Origin of the sequence: Bradyrhizobium sp. 1(2017), assembly GCF_011602485.2 — a bacterium.
GTDB lineage: Bacteria > Pseudomonadota > Alphaproteobacteria > Rhizobiales > Xanthobacteraceae > Bradyrhizobium.
This window is the reverse complement of sequence record NZ_CP050022.2, coordinates 351,231-368,430: the sequence shown is the minus strand read 5'-3', so window position 1 is coordinate 368,430 and position 17,200 is coordinate 351,231. Positions and strand designations below refer to the sequence as shown.

At 64.5% G+C, this 17,200-nt stretch carries 22 protein-coding genes; 12 read left to right on the top strand and 10 right to left on the bottom strand.

The features are described from left to right. Window positions 1-102: 102 nt before the first annotated feature. Window positions 103-402 (top strand): DUF1330 domain-containing protein, encoded by a 300-nt coding sequence (locus tag HAP40_RS01770; protein ID WP_166819191.1) that lies wholly within the window; start codon window positions 103-105, stop codon window positions 400-402. 9 nt (window positions 403-411) lie between these two features. Here the strand turns inward: HAP40_RS01770 and HAP40_RS01765 are convergent, their stop codons facing one another. Together HAP40_RS01765 and HAP40_RS01760 are read right to left on the bottom strand one after the other, a co-directional pair. Beyond that, entirely contained in the window at window positions 412-675 is a 264-nt protein-coding gene (locus HAP40_RS01765) for a hypothetical protein (protein WP_166819192.1), read from the bottom strand. Between the two features lie 53 nt (window positions 676-728). Then, entirely contained in the window at window positions 729-1,022 is a 294-nt protein-coding gene (locus tag HAP40_RS01760; RefSeq protein ID WP_166819193.1) for a hypothetical protein, read from the bottom strand. 156 nt (window positions 1,023-1,178) lie between these two features. Between HAP40_RS01760 and HAP40_RS01755 the strand changes: the two genes are divergently transcribed. The 5 genes from HAP40_RS01755 (at window position 1,179) to HAP40_RS01735 (ending at window position 4,814) form a co-directional block, all read left to right on the top strand. Next, window positions 1,179-1,577, top strand: a complete 399-nt coding sequence (locus tag HAP40_RS01755) for a metallopeptidase family protein (protein WP_166811334.1) — start codon at window positions 1,179-1,181, stop codon at window positions 1,575-1,577. 126 nt (window positions 1,578-1,703) lie between these two features. Then, window positions 1,704-2,309 carry a 3-isopropylmalate dehydratase small subunit gene (gene leuD, locus HAP40_RS01750; protein ID WP_094972712.1) on the top strand — a complete coding sequence of 202 codons (606 nt, stop codon included), beginning with the start codon at window positions 1,704-1,706 and terminating at the stop codon, window positions 2,307-2,309. 83 nt (window positions 2,310-2,392) lie between these two features. Continuing rightward, window positions 2,393-3,178 carry a hypothetical protein gene (locus tag HAP40_RS01745; protein ID WP_166811336.1) on the top strand — a complete coding sequence of 262 codons (786 nt, stop codon included), beginning with the start codon at window positions 2,393-2,395 and terminating at the stop codon, window positions 3,176-3,178. 244 nt (window positions 3,179-3,422) lie between these two features. Beyond that, window positions 3,423-3,842: a hypothetical protein gene (locus HAP40_RS01740; RefSeq protein ID WP_166811338.1), complete on the top strand. Its 420-nt coding sequence runs from the start codon at window positions 3,423-3,425 to the stop codon at window positions 3,840-3,842. Window positions 3,843-3,992: 150 nt separating this feature from the next. Then, window positions 3,993-4,814 (top strand): LssY C-terminal domain-containing protein, encoded by an 822-nt coding sequence (locus HAP40_RS01735; protein WP_166811340.1) that lies wholly within the window; start codon window positions 3,993-3,995, stop codon window positions 4,812-4,814. Here HAP40_RS01735 and HAP40_RS37285 read toward each other — a convergent pair. The 3 genes from HAP40_RS37285 to HAP40_RS01720 all read right to left on the bottom strand — a co-directional run bounded on the left by HAP40_RS37285 (window position 4,762) and on the right by HAP40_RS01720 (window position 7,752). Continuing rightward, window positions 4,762-4,926 carry a hypothetical protein gene (locus HAP40_RS37285; protein WP_414645416.1) on the bottom strand — a complete coding sequence of 55 codons (165 nt, stop codon included), beginning with the start codon at window positions 4,924-4,926 and terminating at the stop codon, window positions 4,762-4,764. The genes HAP40_RS01735 and HAP40_RS37285 overlap by 53 nt on opposite strands. Window positions 4,927-5,006: 80 nt before the next feature. Then, entirely contained in the window at window positions 5,007-6,500 is a 1,494-nt protein-coding gene (locus HAP40_RS01725) for a tetratricopeptide repeat protein (protein WP_166811344.1), read from the bottom strand. 118 nt (window positions 6,501-6,618) lie between these two features. Continuing rightward, window positions 6,619-7,752, bottom strand: coding sequence for a GlxA family transcriptional regulator (locus tag HAP40_RS01720; protein WP_246741198.1), 1,134 nt, complete (start codon window positions 7,750-7,752; stop codon window positions 6,619-6,621). A gap of 58 nt (window positions 7,753-7,810) precedes the next feature. Here HAP40_RS01720 and HAP40_RS01715 point away from each other — a divergent pair, with 58 nt between their 5' ends. Then, window positions 7,811-8,149, top strand: a complete 339-nt coding sequence (locus tag HAP40_RS01715; protein ID WP_166811346.1) for a DUF3817 domain-containing protein — start codon at window positions 7,811-7,813, stop codon at window positions 8,147-8,149. Beyond that, window positions 8,146-8,559, top strand: a complete 414-nt coding sequence (locus HAP40_RS01710) for a CopD family protein (RefSeq protein ID WP_166811348.1) — start codon at window positions 8,146-8,148, stop codon at window positions 8,557-8,559. The genes HAP40_RS01715 and HAP40_RS01710 overlap by 4 nt, the downstream gene beginning before the upstream one ends. Window positions 8,560-8,571: 12 nt before the next feature. On the opposite strand, the gene HAP40_RS01705 is transcribed toward HAP40_RS01710, so the two are convergent. Next, window positions 8,572-9,453: an HpcH/HpaI aldolase/citrate lyase family protein gene (locus tag HAP40_RS01705; RefSeq protein ID WP_166811350.1), complete on the bottom strand. Its 882-nt coding sequence runs from the start codon at window positions 9,451-9,453 to the stop codon at window positions 8,572-8,574. A gap of 104 nt (window positions 9,454-9,557) precedes the next feature. On the opposite strand from HAP40_RS01705, the gene HAP40_RS01700 reads away from it, so the two are divergent. Continuing rightward, window positions 9,558-10,202, top strand: coding sequence for a carbonic anhydrase (locus HAP40_RS01700; protein WP_166811352.1), 645 nt, complete (start codon window positions 9,558-9,560; stop codon window positions 10,200-10,202). Between the two features lie 201 nt (window positions 10,203-10,403). Here HAP40_RS01700 and HAP40_RS01695 read toward each other — a convergent pair whose 3' ends face one another. Beyond that, window positions 10,404-11,438, bottom strand: a complete 1,035-nt coding sequence (locus tag HAP40_RS01695; RefSeq protein WP_166811354.1) for an aspartate-semialdehyde dehydrogenase — start codon at window positions 11,436-11,438, stop codon at window positions 10,404-10,406. 116 nt (window positions 11,439-11,554) lie between these two features. On the opposite strand from HAP40_RS01695, the gene HAP40_RS01690 reads away from it, so the two are divergent. Beyond that, window positions 11,555-12,343: a hypothetical protein gene (locus tag HAP40_RS01690; RefSeq protein ID WP_166811356.1), complete on the top strand. Its 789-nt coding sequence runs from the start codon at window positions 11,555-11,557 to the stop codon at window positions 12,341-12,343. 208 nt (window positions 12,344-12,551) lie between these two features. After that, entirely contained in the window at window positions 12,552-12,935 is a 384-nt protein-coding gene (locus HAP40_RS01685) for a hypothetical protein (protein ID WP_166811357.1), read from the top strand. A 66-nt stretch (window positions 12,936-13,001) separates the two neighbouring features. Here HAP40_RS01685 and HAP40_RS01680 read toward each other — a convergent pair whose 3' ends face one another. Beyond that, window positions 13,002-13,640: a DapH/DapD/GlmU-related protein gene (locus HAP40_RS01680; RefSeq protein WP_166811359.1), complete on the bottom strand. Its 639-nt coding sequence runs from the start codon at window positions 13,638-13,640 to the stop codon at window positions 13,002-13,004. A gap of 106 nt (window positions 13,641-13,746) precedes the next feature. Then, a complete protein-coding gene (gene leuB, locus HAP40_RS01675; protein ID WP_166811361.1) occupies window positions 13,747-14,859 on the bottom strand; it encodes a 3-isopropylmalate dehydrogenase in 1,113 nt (370 codons plus the stop codon). A gap of 219 nt (window positions 14,860-15,078) precedes the next feature. On the opposite strand from leuB, the gene HAP40_RS01670 reads away from it, so the two are divergent. Then, window positions 15,079-16,269 (top strand): YbfB/YjiJ family MFS transporter, encoded by a 1,191-nt coding sequence (locus tag HAP40_RS01670; protein ID WP_166811363.1) that lies wholly within the window; start codon window positions 15,079-15,081, stop codon window positions 16,267-16,269. 134 nt (window positions 16,270-16,403) lie between these two features. On the opposite strand, the gene HAP40_RS01665 is transcribed toward HAP40_RS01670, so the two are convergent. Beyond that, a complete protein-coding gene (locus HAP40_RS01665) occupies window positions 16,404-17,186 on the bottom strand; it encodes a molybdopterin-binding protein (RefSeq protein WP_166811365.1) in 783 nt (260 codons plus the stop codon). Window positions 17,187-17,200: the final 14 nt, after the last annotated feature.

Here is a 17,200-nt window from a genome sequence, read left to right as displayed (position 1 = left end):
CGCTCCCGGGATTAAACTGAGGAGAGCGACGTGAACGCGCCATGAATGAACGACGCTGCGCTCAGCGATGCGACGCAGTGCCGCGAGCGAGGGCGTTTGCAGATGACGGTCTATGCGATCGCGCAATTGAAGATGACGGACCGCGCGGCCTACGACCGCTATCAGGCGCGGTTCTTCGACGTGTTCAGGAAATATGGTGGAAGGCTGCTCGCCGCCGACGAGCATCCGCGCGTGCGCGAAGGGGAATGGCGGCATGACAAGCTTGTCATGATGTCGTTTCCCGACGAGGCCGCGTTCTTCGCCTTCTCGAACTCGCCCGACTACGAGGAGATCTCGAGGGATCGCAAGGCGGGCGCGGAGGCGACCGTGCTGCTGGTCAAGGGATTTGCGCCTGCGGGTTAACGCGCGGCGTCACCAGAAGGGTCCGTAGCCGATCACGAACGGGGCGGGCACGCCGTAGGGATAGGGACGGTAGTAGACCGGCCGCGCGTAGTAGCGTGGATCACGGCGAACAGCAGGTCGCGCAATGCCATGGGTTCGCGCGTGGCGTCGCGCATCGAAAACCGCGATCCCCGCCGAGGCCTCCGGCAACGTCACCCGTTGCGCAGCGAAGGCGCGAGGCAGCCCGGCGGCAAGCGCGACGGCGACGATCAATGGAACCCATTTCGTCGCCATGAGCCCGAGCAGGCGCCCGCGCTGTCTCGCCGACGATGGCATTGAGCCGGGCATCAGCCGCGGCGCCAGTAGCAGCTCACGCGCGGCACGATCACCGTGCCGCTCGGCCGGTGCTCCTCCACATAGGTGGCGTTGCACACGCGGACGGCGTCCGGGCCGGGATTGTAGCGCGGATAGACGCCGTCCGGGCTGTAATAGGGCGTGACGCGCAGGCGCGCGGGAGGCCGTTTGCGCGGCGGGGGCACGTCATCAGGCGGGGCTGCCTGGGCAAGGCGGATCGTGGGGCCGGCGGTCTGGGCGTGAGTCTGGGCTTCAGCCCCCACACTAAACTGCGAAAACAACCCCATGCACAGTAGCGTCAGCGCTGTTTTCGCTCGCATTTTTCCGCCCACCTGAAACGTCCCATTCGAGGCCCCACGCTCCCCGTTTTGGCGGCGCGCGTCAACCTCGCCGCGCTTATAAAGCCAGATGCATCGCCACGGAACCCGCGCTAAGACAAGCCCATGTGGACGGAATTGAAAGCGCCCTCGCTGGCCGAGATGGAAGCGACGGCGCACGAGATCTTCGAGCGCCTGCCGGCGGAGTTTCGCAAGCTCTGCGAGGGCGTCATCATCCGCGTCGACGACTTCCCGACCGAGGAAGTGCTGGACGAGATGCAATGCGAGAGCGAGTTCGACCTGCTCGGCCTGTTCCAGGGCATCGGACTGCCGCAGCAGAGCCTGGGCGACGTGGCGCGGCTGCCCAACATGGTCTGGCTCTACCGCCGGCCGATCCTGGATTACTGGGCCGAGCACGACGAGACCCTCGGCCACATCGTCCGCCACGTGCTGATCCACGAGATCGGCCATCATTTCGGCCTGTCAGACGACGATATGGCCGCGATCGAGGCTAAGGTAGAGTAGGCCGGTATCACCGCCGCGGCGGTGCGCTCCGGCCAAGCAGACGAGATCTGCCGAATTCGGCCTATGATTTGGGCCCCGATCGCGATAAATACCTGCTCCCCTAGACCCATCCGGGAAAGCCCAACCATGGACAAGTTCACCACGCTGGAAGGCGTCGCGGCGCCGCTGAAGATCATCAATGTCGACACCGACATGATCATTCCGAAGCAGTACCTCAAGACCATCAAGCGCACCGGCCTTGGCAAGGGACTCTTCTCCGAGCAGCGCTACAAGGACGACGGCAGCGAGAACCCGGATTTCGTCCTCAACCAGCCCGCCTATCGCAATTCGAAGGTGCTGGTGGCCGGCGACAATTTCGGCTGCGGCTCGAGCCGCGAGCATGCGCCCTGGGCGCTGCTCGATTTCGGCATCCGCTGCGTGATCTCGACCTCGTTCGGCGACATCTTCTACAACAACTGCTTCAAGAACGGCATTCTGCCGATCCGCGTCTCGCAGGAAGACCTCGACAAGCTGTTCGACGACGCCGAGCGCGGCGCCAATGCGACGCTGACGATCGACCTGCCGAACCAGGAGATCCGCGGTCCCGACGGCGGCAAGGTCAAGTTCGAGATTGATCCGTTCCGCAAGCACTGCCTGATCAACGGCCTCGACGACATCGGCCTCACGATGGAGAAGAAGTCCTCGATCGACACCTATGAGGACAAGCTCAAGCGCGAGCGCGCCTGGGCCTGATCACAAATCTTCGCTCGAGCCCCGGTGCTGATGGCGCCGGGGCTTTTTCTTTGCCCGGATCATCTTCTCCTGAGCTTGAGCCCATGCTGCCCGAGATCGTCACCTTCTGGCATGGACCGATGGACGCGCTGCGCCAGACCTGCCTGCGCTCGCAGCTGGCTGCCGGGCACAAGGTCACGGTCTACAGCTTCGACACCATTCCCGGTCTGCCCGCGGGCGTCGCGAACGCGGACGCCGAGGCGATCCTGCCGCAGGCGTTCTCGGAAAGACTGCGGCCGCCGCAGCCCGACGGCAGCTGGCGCGACTGGACCACGCTGCAGTTCAGCGACTTCTTCCGCATGAAGCTGATGGCGGGGAATCTCGGCCTCTGGCTCGATGCCGACGTGCTGCTGTTAAGGCCCGTCGAGATCGATCCGGCAAAACCGTACTTTGCCTGGGAGCGGCCGCGCCAGCTCGGCAATTCCGTGATCTATCTGCCGCCCGAGCACGGCATCGTCGCCGCCTTCGAGGAGCTGATGGAGCAGGAGGAGCTGACGCCGAACTGGCTCTCCATGCGTCACCGTATCACCTTCATGATGCGCCGCCTCCGCGGCGGCTCGAACCGCCTCTCCGACATCCGCGTCGCGATCTATGGCCCCGCGGCGCTCACCGCGCTGGCGCGCCGCACCGGCGAATTGCAGAATGCGCTGCCGAAGCAATCGTTCTACGCCGTGCATGCTGAACCAAAACTGTTCTTCGATCCCTCGAGCTATCTCGGCCTCGTCACTAACCCCGACATCATCGGCCTGCACATCTCGCCCAAGGGACGCGGCGGCGAGAAGCCGATTCCCGGTAGCCTGTATGCCTGGGCGGCGGAGCGGTTCGGCTGAGATCTCTCGTCGCGCGATGCTCTCGTGCCCCGGACGCAGCGCAGCGCAGCACATCAGTGATGTGCTGAGCCGGCGCCCAGCAATTCCGGCGAGATAGGCCCCGGCTCTGCGGAGCGGCGTTGCACGCTGCGCCGCGTCCGGGACACGAGCCTCTCGACGCAATCTCAATTTGATCCAGCGCAACGCGCCTCTGCACCATTGTGCCTAATCTGGCTCCAATTCCACGACCCCAACGGAGCCTCGCATGAGCACCGCAAGCAGGCCTTATCCCATCGTCCAGGACCTCATCGAGTCCTTCGCCGGCTGGCTGAAGCATCGCCGCGAGATGAACGAGATGCGGCGGCTCGATCGCGCCGATTTCGACCGGATCGCCAGCGATCTCAGGATCGCGCCTGACGATCTCGAGGAGCTCGTCCGCCACGGCAGGCACGCCGCCGACGAATTGCCGAAGCTGCTGGACCAGCTCGGCGTCAATGCCGAGGGCCTCGGCCGCGCGCAGCCGCTGCTGCTGCGCGATATGGAGCGGGTCTGCTCGCTCTGCAATCAGAAGGGACAATGCGATCGCGATCTCGCCGCCGGCACCGCAGCGGAGAATTGCCACGGCTATTGCGCCAATGCCGCAACACTGGAGTCGCTCGATCGCGCAGAGATCGTGCCGCACTGAGCCGCCGGGGCACCGGCCAATGAGGTTCCCGGCCGGAACGCGGCCGTCGGCCTGGCGCACGCCGGTGCGGTCGCAAGCCTCGCGCCGGACGTCGTAACGGACTATGCTGGATGGGTAGGATGTCGCGTATACTGGCTCGAACGATACTGCATGACCCATTCCGCGAAGATCGGGACGAGGAAGCGACGGTGGCCTTTCGTGCTGGCCTTTGTCGCGCTCGTCTATCTGGCCCTCGCATACGTTCTGGTGCCCACCCTGTGGATTCACCACGAGCACGAAGCGGGGCTCGCTTCGTTGCCGATGCTCACCAGGACGTCGGACGACATCCCCGGTGATCCCCTGAACGTTGGACTTGTTGGCGACGGCGAAGACGTCGTCCGCGCCATGAATGCGGCCGGATGGTTTGCGGCCGACGCCGTGACGCTGCGATCGAGCATCGAGATCGTCGGGAGCGTGGTCCTGGATCGACCGTATCGCGACGCGCCTGTCAGCCCGCTCTATTATCTCGGAAAGAAGGAGCAATACGCGTTCGAGAAGCCTGCAGGGAAAAGTGCAGATCGGCGGAACCACGTTCGGTTCTGGAAGGTCCTTGAAAAGGGTAACGACGGTCGTCCAGTCTGGCTCGGTTCGGCGACTTTCGACCGAGGCGTCGGGCTGAGCCACGATACGGGACAGGTCACCCATCACATCGCGGCCAACATCGATGCCGAGCGGGATCTCCTGATGGCCGACTTGCGAGCGGCCCGCGTCGTCAGCAAATCCTTTCAGATCTCCGGCATAGGCCCGACCCTGTTCGGCCGAAATGGTGGCGGCGACCCTTACTATACGGATGGCGAGATCCACGTCGCCGTCCTGGTGCCGGGAACGGCGAGCGGACCTGCCGATCCGCCGACCATTCCACCGCCCTCATTCATCGCTCTCAAAGATGCCGTATGGCACGGCATCGCCCACCAGGCCGAAACGACGCCCTAAATCGCGATGAGATCCGGAAGTTCGTCCCGACTGCCATATCCCAGCGCACGCCGAGGCCGCGCATCTTGACCGCGTGAGCACCATTGATGTCGTGGCGGCGATCGCCGACCATGAGGCTAGGCGAGGCGGAGATATTGCGCCCGGACAGGATATGGGCGAGCAGCCCCGGGCTTAATCCTGCCAAATCCGGCGTCACTTGCCAGCGACGAAATAGAAGTCCTGCCGTCCGGAGATCGAGCCGTAACTGAACGGTTTCTGCTTGCGACCGGTCGCTTCCATGACATCGTCGCGCACGAAATCGAACAGCCTGCGGACCTCGAGGCCCGGCGTCGGGACATTCTTGACGAACGCGGCTGCGAACGGGCTGTTGCTCCCGTCGCCGTCGAGCGCAGTCTCGCCATCCTTTGCGGCGTAGACCACCAGCGTTCCAGCCTCCGGCTCGACAGGCGCCAGACCTCGCGACACGGAACGCGACGCGACCGTCATCGTGCGCTTCATCTGGGCTGCGAACGGGTTATCACGGCAGGCATCGAGAATGACGAGGCGCAATTTTTTCGCGCGCTCCGCCGCGTTGAGAACCTGATCGACGGGCACGGCTTCGAATGCGATTTCGCGATCCGCGGCGATCCTAGCATCCGTCGGGATGAGGTAGTTGACGCCGCCGACCTCCATGCCGTGTCCGGCATAATAGACGACGGCCCAATCCGCCGTTTCCGCACGTGCAGCGAACTCGCGCAGAGCGCTGACCAGCGCCTCCTTGCGGAGGTTGGTCAGCAGGGTAACTGCTTCGAAGCCGGTGAGCTTCAGCACGTCAGCGACGAGGCTCGCGTCGCGCACGGGGTTCGGGAGTGCGGCAACGTTTTCATATGCCGAATTGCCGATGACGAGGGCAATACGGCGATCACCGTTCGCAGCCCCGGGGGCCAGGACAGCCGGAGGAACGCTCGGTTTCTCGGCCAATATCGTTGCCGGCCGCGGCGCAGGCAGGACAGCAAGCCGCTCGCGTGCCTTGTCCAGAGCCCATCTTGTGGCGCTCTGGGTCAGTCCGAGCGTCGCGTTGAAGTCGGCCCTTGCCTTGGCGAAATCTCCGCGCTTCTCATAGGCTAGACCGCGATTGACGTAGGCGTTCGCGTATGTGGGGTCCACGCGTATCGCGTCGGTGTAATCCGCAATGGCACGGTCCGCGTCGCCTTTGCTGCCGTAAGCATTGCCGCGATTGAAATAGGCGTTCGCATTCATGGGCTGCAGGCGGACCGCTTCGGTGTAATCGGCAATGGCGCGATCCGTGTCGCCCTTCTTGCTGAAGGCATTACCTCGGTTGTAGTACGCGTTCGCATAGGCCGGATCGAGCCGGATCGTCGCCGTATAGTCCGCGATGGCGCGCTCCGCGTCGCCTTTGTTGCTGTAAGCGTTGCCCCGGTTGTAATGCGCATCCACATGCGCCGGATCGAGCCGGATCGTTGTCGTGTAGTCTGCAATGGCACGGTCTGCCTCGCCCTTGTCGCTATACGCGTTGCCCCGGCTGTAGTAGGCACCCGCGTCCTTGGGATCCCGCCGTATCGCCTCGGAGGCGGTGGCAATGGCAGCGCTCGCCTCGCCTTTGGCCCGGTCGTTGGCGATTGCCGGGCCAGCGAGAACAAGAAGGGCAAGGCAATAGAAAAATTTGCGAAGCATGAGGACGCCCACTCGCCATATCGGGACCGGAGGCAATGTTCACAATTTACACGGCGCCAATCTATTGAAGCAATCGACCGGGCTGTGTGACACAAATCACAGCGAGCCACCGCATCGCGCTTTCGCTTGGTCAGACCTGCCCGGGACGTCTGATCGAGCCGCGACCGGCGGCAAGCCTGTTGTTGGTTCTGCGGACGACCGCTCTCGCAGCACGGTCTTTTGAACCCGACTTACCGGACGATTGCACCGCGTTGAACCGCCGCCGATAGTCGCCAGGGCTGACCCCGGCGATCCGGCGAAAGCTCGTGCGAAACGTGACGGTCGACTGAAAGCCGCAGGCCGCGGCGATCTGGTCCACGTAAGCCGGGCTGCTTTCCAGAAGCTCCTGCGCCCGGCGAATTCGCGCGTTCAACAGCCATTGCATCGGAGTGGTGCCGATCTGCTCGCGGAAATGACGTGCAAAACTTCGTTCGCTCATCCGCGCCTGGGCCGCCATCCGTGCCACCGTGAGCGGCTTCGCCAGATGAGCGGCAACCCATTCGAGATGAGCGGCGAGAGAGCCGCTCGAACGCGGCGGATCGCGCCGGATGAATTGTGCCTGACCACCTTCCCGGTTGACCGGAGCGACGGCCAGCCGCGCGGCATGAACGGCCACGGCCTGACCGAAATCTCGTCTGACGAGGTGAAGACACATGTCCATTCCCGCCGATGCCCCGGCTGACGTCACGATCTCTCCCTCATCCACATAGAGAACATTCGGATCGACCTGCACCCGCGGATAGCGGCGGACGAGCTCATCGGCACAGAGCCAGTGGGTGGTCGCGCGGCGCCCATCCAGCAGACCGGCCTCCGCCAGCACGAATGCACCGGAGCAGATCGACGCAATTCTCGTCCCTCGACGATGCGCCTTGACCAAGGTGCGAAGAACGGCCGTCGAGATGGGAGCCAGAGGATTCTCGATTCCAGGCACAATCACGGTGCGGGCGCGGGCAACGACCTCCAATCCGAAGGGCACCACCAGCCCGAACGGCCCGGCATCGACACGAGCAATTTCGGCACACACGCGCACATCGTAGAGCGGCTTGCTCCTGTCGTCCCTGAGCCGCCCGAAGACCTCATAAGCGAGTGCCAGGTCGTACGGGATGACCTGATTCATCGCGACAATGCAGACCCTATGAATCATGACGTTCCACTCCCGGCCAATGCCGCAAACGTCAGTATCACGTTTTGGCAGGAAATGATCATCAATCGGCAGAAGCGCCACTCATGAGTCTCGACCGCATCGGCTAAATCACGACCGACGCGCCTTCAATGGTCAGGTCATGAACAACGACACCAAGAGCAACGTTTCCCTGCTGGACCAACTCCAGCTTGCGTCCGTCATAGAGGCCTCGACGCTGGCCCTGCTCGTCTGCGTCGCCGTTCCCCTCAAGCATCTATGGGACTGGCCGATCGGTGTGCGGGTGATCGGGCCGCTGCACGGCCTTGCATTCATCTTCTACTGCTGGACGCTTTTGCAGACCGCCGGCGCCGGCATCTGGCAGCAACGCCAGATCACATGGCTTGCGGCCTCGGCCTTCGTTCCGTTCGCCGGCTTTGTCGCGTCTCGGCGCATCCGGCAACACATCGAGGCCTTGCGTGAGGAATCGTCCACGAGATGAACGTCGCTGACTACTACGTCTGGCTGAAGGCCGCCCACGTCGCGTCTGCGCTGCTCTTCGTCGGTGGCGTGACGGTGACGTCGCTGACGCTTGCCTTGCTGTCGAAAGTGCCGCAGGCGCACGAACGGTTCGTCGCCGGCATCCGCCGCTACGATCGGTGGGTGACCGTTCCGGCAATCATCGGGGTCTGGACGTTCGGGACGGGCCTTGCCATATCGGGATCATGGTTCGGCCAGGGCTGGCTGAACGTCAAGCTCGGCTTCGTCGTGCTGCTATCGGCCTTGCACGGTGTCCAGAGCGGCCAGCTCCGGAAGATCGAAGCAGGTGCATCGCCCTCGATGCCAGGGACGCTGCCGGTCGTCATCCTCGCCGCGATCGTCATCGCGGTTCTTGCCGTCGCAAAGCCCTGAGAGCGTCGGTCCTCAGCCCTTGCTCATCGCCGCAATCGCGTCCGCGATCTCGATCGTGCGCCGGGCCATATCGGCGTGCAGGCGCTCCACCATGGCGCCGTCGAGGCGGATCGCACCGCGCGAGACGTTCTCCGGCAATTCGAATGCCGCGATGATCTTCCGGGCGCGGGCGACTTCCTCTTCGGGCGGGGTGAAGATGGCGTTACAGGCGTCGATCTGCGAAGGGTGAATCAACGTCTTGCCATCGAAGCCGAGATCGCGGCCCTGCGCGCATTCGGTGGCGAAACCGTCGGAGTTGGCGATGTCGCTGTAGGGACCGTCGAGGATCTCGAGACCGTGGGCACGCGTCGCCAGGATGCAATGGGTGATCATCGGGATCATCGCGGCGCGCCCCGGCTGCATTCGGATCCGCGTCTCGCGCGAGATGTCGTTCGGGCCGAACACGAAGCCCGACAAGCGCCGCGATGGATCGCGGCCCGCCGCGGCCAATTCCTCGGCATGCAGCACCGCGCGGGCGGTCTCGATCATCGCCCAGACTTTCACGGTCGGCGCGGCGCCGAGCTCGGCGAGCTTCCGGCCGATCGCGTCGAGATCTTCGACACTTGAAACTTTTGGAACCAGGATTCCGTCCGGCGAGGCCTTGGCGGCCATAGCGACGTCATCGGCCCACCAGGCCGAGTCGAGACCATTGGTCCGGATCAAAATCTCGCGCTTGCCAAAGCCCTTGGCCGCAATCGCGGCGGCGATGCCGTCGCGCGCCACCGCCTTGGCGTCAGGCGCGACGGAATCCTCGAGATCGAGGATCAGGCCGTCGGCGGCGAGATTGCGCGCCTTTTCCAGCGCGCGGGGGTTGGAGCCGGGCATGAACAGATGGCTGCGGCGCGGGCGGGTCATGCTGGCGTTCCTTCTTCGTCTGTCGTCCGACCTCAGCCGATAGCACCTGGCCTGCCTATTCGAAAGGCTTGTTCGCCCCTGCGGTCTATGATTAGGCATAGGCCATGATCACATTCCCAAAGTCCTTGCTGGAAGGCTACAACGCCTTCGCCACCAACCGGCTGCCGGCGGAACAGAGCCGCTACCGCGAGCTCTCGGTCAAGGGGCAATCACCGGAAGTGATGGTGATCGGCTGCTGCGACAGCCGCGTCTCGCCCGAGGCGATCTTCGATGTCGGTCCGGGCGAGCTGTTCGTCGTCCGCAACATCGCCAATCTGGTGCCGACCTATCAGCCCGACGCCAACGCCCATGGTGTCTCGGCCGCGCTGGAATATGCCGTGACGGTGCTGAAGGTGAAGCACATCGTCATCCTCGGCCACGCGCAATGCGGCGGCATCCGCGCCTTCGTCGACAAGATCGAGCCGCTGACGCCCGGCGACTTCATCGGCAAGTGGATGCAGATGTTCATCAAGCCCGGCGAGGTGGTCGAGCAGCGCGACCACGAGACCATGGCGCAGTTCGTCGAGCGCATCGAGAAGGCCGCAGTGTTCCGCAGCCTGGAAAACCTGATGACGTTCCCGTTCGTGCGCAAAGCGGTCGAGAGCGGCCAGATGCAGCTGCACGGCGCCTATTTCGGCGTCGCGGAGGGAACGCTGTTCGTGCTGGACAAGGCGACGAAGGAATTCAAGAGCGCGCGAAGCGTGGTGTAAGCCCGCTTTCGTAGGGTGCCGCGTCAAACGAGATCGTCGTCCCGGACAAGCGAAGCGCAGATCCGGGACCCATACGCCGCAGCAATCGTTTTACGATGACTCGGAGTTACGAGCTTCGCGCCAAACCACGTCCTGTGGTTATGGATCCCGGATCTGCGCGCGCCTATGGCGCGCTTGTCCGGGATGACAGGAGAGAATTCCTTACGCCGCCTTCTTCTTCGCGCTGATCAGCTTGCGGTTGATCAGGACTTCCGCAATCTGGATCGCGTTGAGGGCTGCGCCCTTGCGGAGGTTGTCGGACACGCACCACAGCGCGAGGCCGTTCTCCACCGTCGCGTCCTCGCGGATGCGGCTGATATAGGTGGCATCCTCGCCGGCCGCTTCATACGGCGTGGCGTAGCCGCCGGGCTCCTGCTTGTCGATGACGAGGCAGCCGGGCGCCTTGCGCAGGATCTCGCGCGCTTCGTCCGCGCTGATCGGATTCTCGAACTCGATGTTGACGGCCTCGGAGTGGCCGACGAAGACAGGCACACGCACGCAGGTCGCGGAGAGCTTGATCTTGGGATCAAGGATCTTCTTGGTCTCCGCCATCATCTTCCACTCTTCCTTGGTGTAGCCGTCCTCCATGAAGACGTCGATGTGGGGAATGACGTTGAAGGCGATGCGCTTGGGGAATTTCTTCGCGACCAGCTCGTCATTGGTGTAGACGGCCTTGGTCTGCGAGAACAATTCGTCCATCGCGTCCTTGCCGGCGCCCGACACCGATTGATAGGTCGAGACCACGACGCGCTTGATCGTCGCCTTGTCGTGCAAGGGCTTGAGCGCGACGACGAGCTGCGCGGTCGAGCAGTTCGGATTGGCGATGATGTTCTTCTTCTTGAAGCCTTCGGTCGCGGCGGCGTTCACCTCGGGCACGATCAGCGGCACGTCCGGATCCATGCGCCAGGCGGAGGAATTGTCGATCACGACCGCGCCGGCGGCGCCGATCTGCGGCGACCATTCCTTCGACACCGAGCCGCCCGCCGACATCAGGCAGATGTCGACGTCGGAGAAATCGTAATGCTCGAGCGCTTTGACCTTCAGGGTCCGGTTGCCATAGGAGACCTCGACGCCGACGCTGCGGCGCGACGCGAGGGCCACGACCTCGTCCGCGGGGAATTTGCGCTCATCGAGGATGTTGAGCATTTCCCGTCCGACATTGCCGGTCGCGCCGACGACTGCGACTTTGTAACCCATCGTTCACTCTCCGATGAAAAAGCCCGTTCCCGAAGCTGACGCTTAAACAGGAAGAGCAGCGCTTCTATGCGAGAACCGGCCCCAAGACAACGTTGGACCATGCCTGAAGACCGTGGATGCAGTCGCCTGAGGCCAGAACGGCCGTTAGCCCCACCCAGATCCACCTGGCGCTTGCAGCCTTCGCCGACGAGGTGGTCGGCACGCTGGCGCGCCTGATCGCCTATGTGGGGGCGCTCGCCCTGTTTGCCATCCTCGCCCTTGCGGCGCTGGATCAGCTGCCCGACTGGCGCGACGATGATGCCGCCGACAAGCCGGGCTGGAGCACGGCCGACCGCTCGCATCCGGCCTTCGCCGTCAGCCGGCTCGATTCGTCAGATAAAACAGCCTCTTACACCATCCTCAGGCATCCCGAAGGCGGCCGCAGGGACGTGCTGCGCTGGGCGGGCGAGGCAGGCAAGCCCTTGGCCGAGCTCGAGATCTACCGGGAAGGCGGCGAATTCGACGTGGCCCGTCCGGCGACGACGGACCTGGCCGTCCAGATGGGATTGGGCGCCGCCACGGCGCTCGAGCAGGCGGGCTTGATCGACACCAAGTTCGGGCCCGTCGCCCTGTTCCGGCCAGTCGGCGCGGCGGAGGGGATGCGGGCCTGCCTCGGCTATCTCAAACGCAGCGAGGAGCCCGCGCTGCAGATCTCCGGCTTCTCCTGCCAGGGCGACACAATGCCTGCCCGGCGCGCGGCGATCGCCTGCACGCTGAACCGGCTGACGCTGCTGGCCTCGGGCAACGAGCCGAAGCTGGCGGAATTGTTCGCCCATGCCGAGCTGAAACGCCGCGCCTGCGATAGCCAGGGATCGCCGGACTGGCTGCTGGGTGCCGCGAACGCGCAATTGCGCGGGCCGCTTTAGGTCATTGTTCGAGCGCGATCTTTGCTGCACACTTTTCCGGATCGCGCTCCGGGCCGCATCAAGCCCAAGTGGCTGGTATTGATGCAACTTTTGCCAGCACGCACGATTATTCCGAGCTGGTGTGACCCAATTGACCTAGTTGCGTCCGCCCCGGCCGGGCTAGTATGGGGTGAAATCGACTGGCGGCCTGCCGCCTGAAGGGGACGTGATGAGCTTGAAATTCTCTGCGGCGAACACATTGGCGATCTGGCTTGCGGCGGGCGCCGTCATTGCCATGTCGCTCGCGTCGCCGGCTTCGGCCGACACCAGGACCAAGCGCTATGACGAGCGCGGCCGGCCCTATTACGGCCCGAGCGGCCCCAACGCGGTCTACCAGCAGGGCCGCACCCGCATCTATGTGAGCAAGCGCTCCTGGCTCGACGGCGGCACCGAGGTCAATCCGGGCGACCGCAAGTTCAGCGACTACGCCTTCCCGCCGGCGGTGGGCTATCCGTCCTTTGCCCGCGAGAACCTCAACCGTCCGATCGACCGTCAGCCGCTTTCGCCGCCGGGCGATGTCGGCGGCTACCCGCAGGCCTTCCCGCTGTACTGAGCGGACATATCGACCGAATCAAAATGGCCGGGCTCGCGCCCGGCCATTTTTGTTTTCGCCTCCGCTCTACGCGTTGGCTGCCGGGTCGTAACGCCTGCAAAATTCGTCGATCGCCTCGGAACGGAAATCGCCGAGGCGCTCGAAGATGAGCTCGTCCGGCCAATCCCACCAAGCGATGCGGCGCAGGCTTGCCGCGACGGCATCGGCAAAGCGCTTGCGGATCGGGCGCGCGGGAACGCCGCCGACGATGGTGTAGGGCTCGACATCGCGGCTGACGACCGCGCCCGCGGCAATCACCGCGCCGTCGCCGACATTCACGCCGGGCAGCAGGATGGCGGCGTGGCCGATCCAGACGTCATTGCCGACGATCACGCGGTCGCCGCGGCGATCCGCGAAGAAGTCGCGGTCGCGCGCCGCGCCCGGCTCGTAATATTCCGGCACATAGGTGAAGCGATGTTGCGACGGACGGCCCATCGGATGGTTCGGCGCGCCGATCCGCACCGAGTTGGCTATCGCCGTAAACTTCCCGATTGCGGCGTCGGCAACCTCGCAATTCTCGCCGAGATAGGAATAGTCGCCGAGCGAGGCATATTCGATGCGGGTGTTGGCCAGGACCTCGCACCGGCGGCCGATCTGCGCCTCGCGCAGCCGCACCGTCTCATGGATGATGGTTTCCGCGATCTTGGGGCGGGGTGAGGCATCCATGAGGCGGGCTCCGATGACATCGTAGCCCGGGTGAGCGCAGCGATACCCGGGAGCACGGCAAGCGAGGTCCCGGATATCGCTTCGCTCATCCGGGCTACGAGACCGCTCAGGCGTGCAGCTTCTGCAATTCCTTCAAAATCGCTTCGCCCATCTGCGTGGTCGTGGCGGCAATGGTGCCTTCCGACTTGATGTCGGCGGTGCGCAGGCCGCTGGCGAGAACGGCGGCGATCGCGGCATCGACCTTGTCCGCAAGCGCGCCCATGTCGAAGGAGTAGCGCAGCGCCATACCGAAGGACGAGATCATCGCAATGGGATTGGCGAGGCCCTTGCCGGCGATATCGGGCGCCGAGCCGTGCACCGGCTCGTACAGCGCCTTGCGCTTCTTGCTCTTGACGTCGACCTCGCCGAGCGAGGCCGAGGGGAGCATGCCGAGCGATCCCGTCAGCATCGCCGCGATGTCGGAGAGCATGTCGCCGAACAGATTGTCGGTGACGATGACGTCGAACTGCTTCGGCCATTTCACCAGCATCATGCCGCCGGAATCGGCGAGCTGATGCTCGAGCGTGACGTCGGGATATTCGCGCTTGTGGACCTGGGTCATGACCTCGTTCCAGAGCACGCCCGACTTCATGACGTTGCGCTTCTCCATCGACGTCACCTTGTTCTTGCGCTTCTTGGCAAGCTCGAAGGCGACGCGGCCGATGCGCTCGATCTCATAGGTGTCGTAGACCTGGGTATCGATCGCGCGCTTCTGGCCGTTGCCGAGATCGGTGATGGTCTTGGGCTCGCCGAAATAGACGCCGCCGGTGAGCTCGCGCACGATGACGATGTCGAGGCCTTCGACCGCCTCGCGCTTCAGGCTCGAGGCGTCGGCCAGCGCCGGGTAGCACACGGCGGGACGCAGATTGGCGAACAAAGCGAGATCCTTGCGCAGGCGGAGCAGGCCGGCTTCCGGGCGCACCTCGTAGGGCACGGCGTCCCACTTGGGACCGCCGACCGCGCCGAAGATGATGGCGTCGGCAGCCAGCGCCTTGGCCATGTCGCCCTCGGAGATCGACACCTTGTGCGCGTCATAGGCGGAGCCGCCGACGAGGCCGGTGTCTGTCTCGAACTTGGCGATCCCGGCCGAATTGAGCCAGTCGATCAGCCGCTTCACCTCGCCCATCACCTCGGGGCCGATACCGTCGCCGGGAAGCAGCAGCAGTTTGTGGGTCGCCATGGTCGTGTCCTCAGTTTTTCTCTCGTCATTGCCGGGCTTGGCCCGGCAATCCAGCTTCCTTGAAGGATGGATGCCCGGGTCAAGCCCGGGCATGACCAGCGGGGATGAATTTCGGCGGGAGTGCTAGAGCGGCGTTGCGCGCTTGGCAAGACACCATTGCCGCGCTGCGGCTGTGCAAGGCCGGCGGGGCCTGCCACACTCCAGCTGCCGGAGAACCCCTTGCACGCTCCTGACCGCCCTCCGCCCGACGCACATCCCGCGCGGCTGATCCTGACCCTGTCGCTGGCGGCGACGGTCGGGCTCGGCATCGGCCGCTTTGCCTATGCGCTGGTGCTGCCCGACATGCGGGAGGACCTCGGCTGGTCCTACTCGGCGGCCGGTTTCATGAACACCATCAACGCCGTCGGCTATCTCGTGGGCGCGCTGGTGGCGTCCCGGCTGATCCAGCGTGTTGGTTGGGCGGCGGCGATCCGCCTGGGAACCCTGGCCTGCGTCGCCGCGCTCGCCACCTGCGCGCTATCGGGGAATTTCGTCGCGCTGAGCGTTGCCCGCCTTGTGCTGGGCCTCGGAGCCGCGGCCGGCTTCGTCGCCGGCGGCGCGCTGGCCGCGGCGATCGCGCAATCGTACCCGGAACGGGCCAATTTCCTGCTCAGCCTGTTCTATGCCGGACCCGGCATCGGCATTCTCTCGTCGGGTCTGATCGCACCGTTCACGCTGCAGCACTTCGGGCCAGGCTCGTGGTGGATGGTGTGGTGGGCGATGACGCTGCTGTCGGCCGCGATGACCGTGCCCCTGTTCCTGATTCGCATCGAGAGCCGCGCGCGCTTCTCCGAAGGCAGCCACGCCTCCTTCGCGATTCTTCCCGTGCTGATTTACCTGGCCGGCTATTTCCTGTTCGGCGCGGGCTACATCGCCTACATGACCTTCATGATCGCCTATGTGCGCGACGGCGGCGGCGGCGCCGCGGCACAGGCCGCGTTCTGGAGCCTGATCGGCCTCAGCGCGTTCGTTACGCCCTGGGTCTGGCGCCGCGTGCTCGCGCTCGACCGCGGTGGTCTCGCCACCGCCATCATCCTCGGCACCAACGCGCTGGGTGCGGCCCTGCCGATCCTCGGACATTCACCGGCATGGCTTGCGACCTCGGCGGTGGTGTTCGGCGTTGCCTTCTTCGCCGTGGTCGGCTCGACCACCGCCTTCGTGCGCTTCAACTATCCGCCGGAGGTGTGGCCGACCGCGATCGCGGCGATGACGATCTCGTTCGGCGTCGGCCAGACGCTCGGCCCGATCGTGGTCGGCGCGATCACGGATGCGCTGGGAAGCTTGAGCTACGCGCTGAATGTGTCGGCGGCATTGCTGGCGCTCGGAGCCGTGGCGGCGTTGTGCCAAAGGAAGGTGGGGCCGGCCAGATAGCCGATGTCGTCCCGGCGAAGGCCGGGATCCATAACCACAGGGCGTGGTTTGGCGAAGACTCGCAGTTCGGTACTTCCGTCTCGCGTCCTGGAAAGATCACGCGGTATGGGTCCCGGCCTTCGCCGGGACGACGGTCAGCTCCCGCTGAACGAATTGTACCCCTGGTCTTCCCAATAGCCGCCCTTGTAGTCGTTCGTGACTTCCATCGAGACCACGTACTTCGGGTTCTTGAAGCCGAGCTTGGTCGGGACGCGGATCTTCATCGGAAAACCGTAGGCGCGCGGCAAGATCTCGTTCGCGTATTTGAAGGTCATCTGGGTCTGCGGATGCAGCGCGCTGCGCATGTCCAGGGGCGAATTGTAGCCGTCCTTGTCGGCGCACTGGAACCAGACGTATTTCGCGCGCGTGTCGGCGCCGATCAGCTTGAGGAAATCGCGCATGGGCGTGCCGGTCCAGCTGCCGATCGCGCTCCAGCCCTCGACGCAGATGTGACGCGTGATCTGCGTCACCTGCGGCAGCTTGTAGAGCTCGTCCAGCGTCCACGACTTCTTGTTGTCGACGAGGCCGCGCACCTCGAGCTTCCAGCCGGCGCCATCGATGTCGGGCGCGTCGTCGAGATCGTAATAGGCGTTGAACGGGAACGGCTTGGTGATCGCACTCTCGGGGAAGGTCGGCGCCAGCGCATCGGGATTGAAGATGAAGGCCTGCACCGCGTCGTTGAATTTCGAGACTTTCGCCAGCATGGTCTCGGCCGAAGACGAGTCGACCACGTCGCAGCCCGTGAGCAGCGTCAGCGCGCCCAGGCTGGCGCCGCCCGCGATGAAGCGGCGGCGGGTGACGTCGGGCATGGACTTGAGGGAGTCCTTGATCAGCAGTCGCTTGTCGACGCCGGGGATGAGGAACGGACGCTTGGCCATGACAATTCTCCTAA

Bases quoted from the DNA above. Each gene is read 5' to 3' on its own strand.
- HAP40_RS01665 (WP_166811365.1), bottom strand. From the start codon at position 17,186: ATGGCCAAGCGTCCGTTCCTCATCCCCGGCGTCGACAAGCGACTGCTG.
- HAP40_RS01715 (WP_166811346.1), top strand. From the start codon at position 7,811: ATGAACAACGACACCAAGAGCAACGTTTCCCTGCTGGACCAACTCCAG.
- HAP40_RS01710 (WP_166811348.1), top strand. From the start codon at position 8,146: ATGAACGTCGCTGACTACTACGTCTGGCTGAAGGCCGCCCACGTCGCG.
- HAP40_RS01690 (WP_166811356.1), top strand. From the start codon at position 11,555: ATGCAGTCGCCTGAGGCCAGAACGGCCGTTAGCCCCACCCAGATCCAC.
- leuD (WP_094972712.1), top strand. From the start codon at position 1,704: ATGGACAAGTTCACCACGCTGGAAGGCGTCGCGGCGCCGCTGAAGATC.
- HAP40_RS01685 (WP_166811357.1), top strand. From the start codon at position 12,552: ATGAGCTTGAAATTCTCTGCGGCGAACACATTGGCGATCTGGCTTGCG.
- HAP40_RS01705 (WP_166811350.1), bottom strand. From the start codon at position 9,453: ATGACCCGCCCGCGCCGCAGCCATCTGTTCATGCCCGGCTCCAACCCC.
- HAP40_RS01760 (WP_166819193.1), bottom strand. From the start codon at position 1,022: ATGGGGTTGTTTTCGCAGTTTAGTGTGGGGGCTGAAGCCCAGACTCAC.
- HAP40_RS01695 (WP_166811354.1), bottom strand. From the start codon at position 11,438: ATGGGTTACAAAGTCGCAGTCGTCGGCGCGACCGGCAATGTCGGACGG.
- leuB (WP_166811361.1), bottom strand. From the start codon at position 14,859: ATGGCGACCCACAAACTGCTGCTGCTTCCCGGCGACGGTATCGGCCCC.
- HAP40_RS37285 (WP_414645416.1), bottom strand. From the start codon at position 4,926: ATGGTCGGCGATCGCCGCCACGACATCAATGGTGCTCACGCGGTCAAG.
- HAP40_RS01740 (WP_166811338.1), top strand. From the start codon at position 3,423: ATGAGCACCGCAAGCAGGCCTTATCCCATCGTCCAGGACCTCATCGAG.
- HAP40_RS01680 (WP_166811359.1), bottom strand. From the start codon at position 13,640: ATGGATGCCTCACCCCGCCCCAAGATCGCGGAAACCATCATCCATGAG.
- HAP40_RS01745 (WP_166811336.1), top strand. From the start codon at position 2,393: ATGCTGCCCGAGATCGTCACCTTCTGGCATGGACCGATGGACGCGCTG.
- HAP40_RS01700 (WP_166811352.1), top strand. From the start codon at position 9,558: ATGATCACATTCCCAAAGTCCTTGCTGGAAGGCTACAACGCCTTCGCC.
- HAP40_RS01755 (WP_166811334.1), top strand. From the start codon at position 1,179: ATGTGGACGGAATTGAAAGCGCCCTCGCTGGCCGAGATGGAAGCGACG.
- HAP40_RS01770 (WP_166819191.1), top strand. From the start codon at position 103: ATGACGGTCTATGCGATCGCGCAATTGAAGATGACGGACCGCGCGGCC.
- HAP40_RS01735 (WP_166811340.1), top strand. From the start codon at position 3,993: ATGACCCATTCCGCGAAGATCGGGACGAGGAAGCGACGGTGGCCTTTC.
- HAP40_RS01765 (WP_166819192.1), bottom strand. From the start codon at position 675: ATGGCGACGAAATGGGTTCCATTGATCGTCGCCGTCGCGCTTGCCGCC.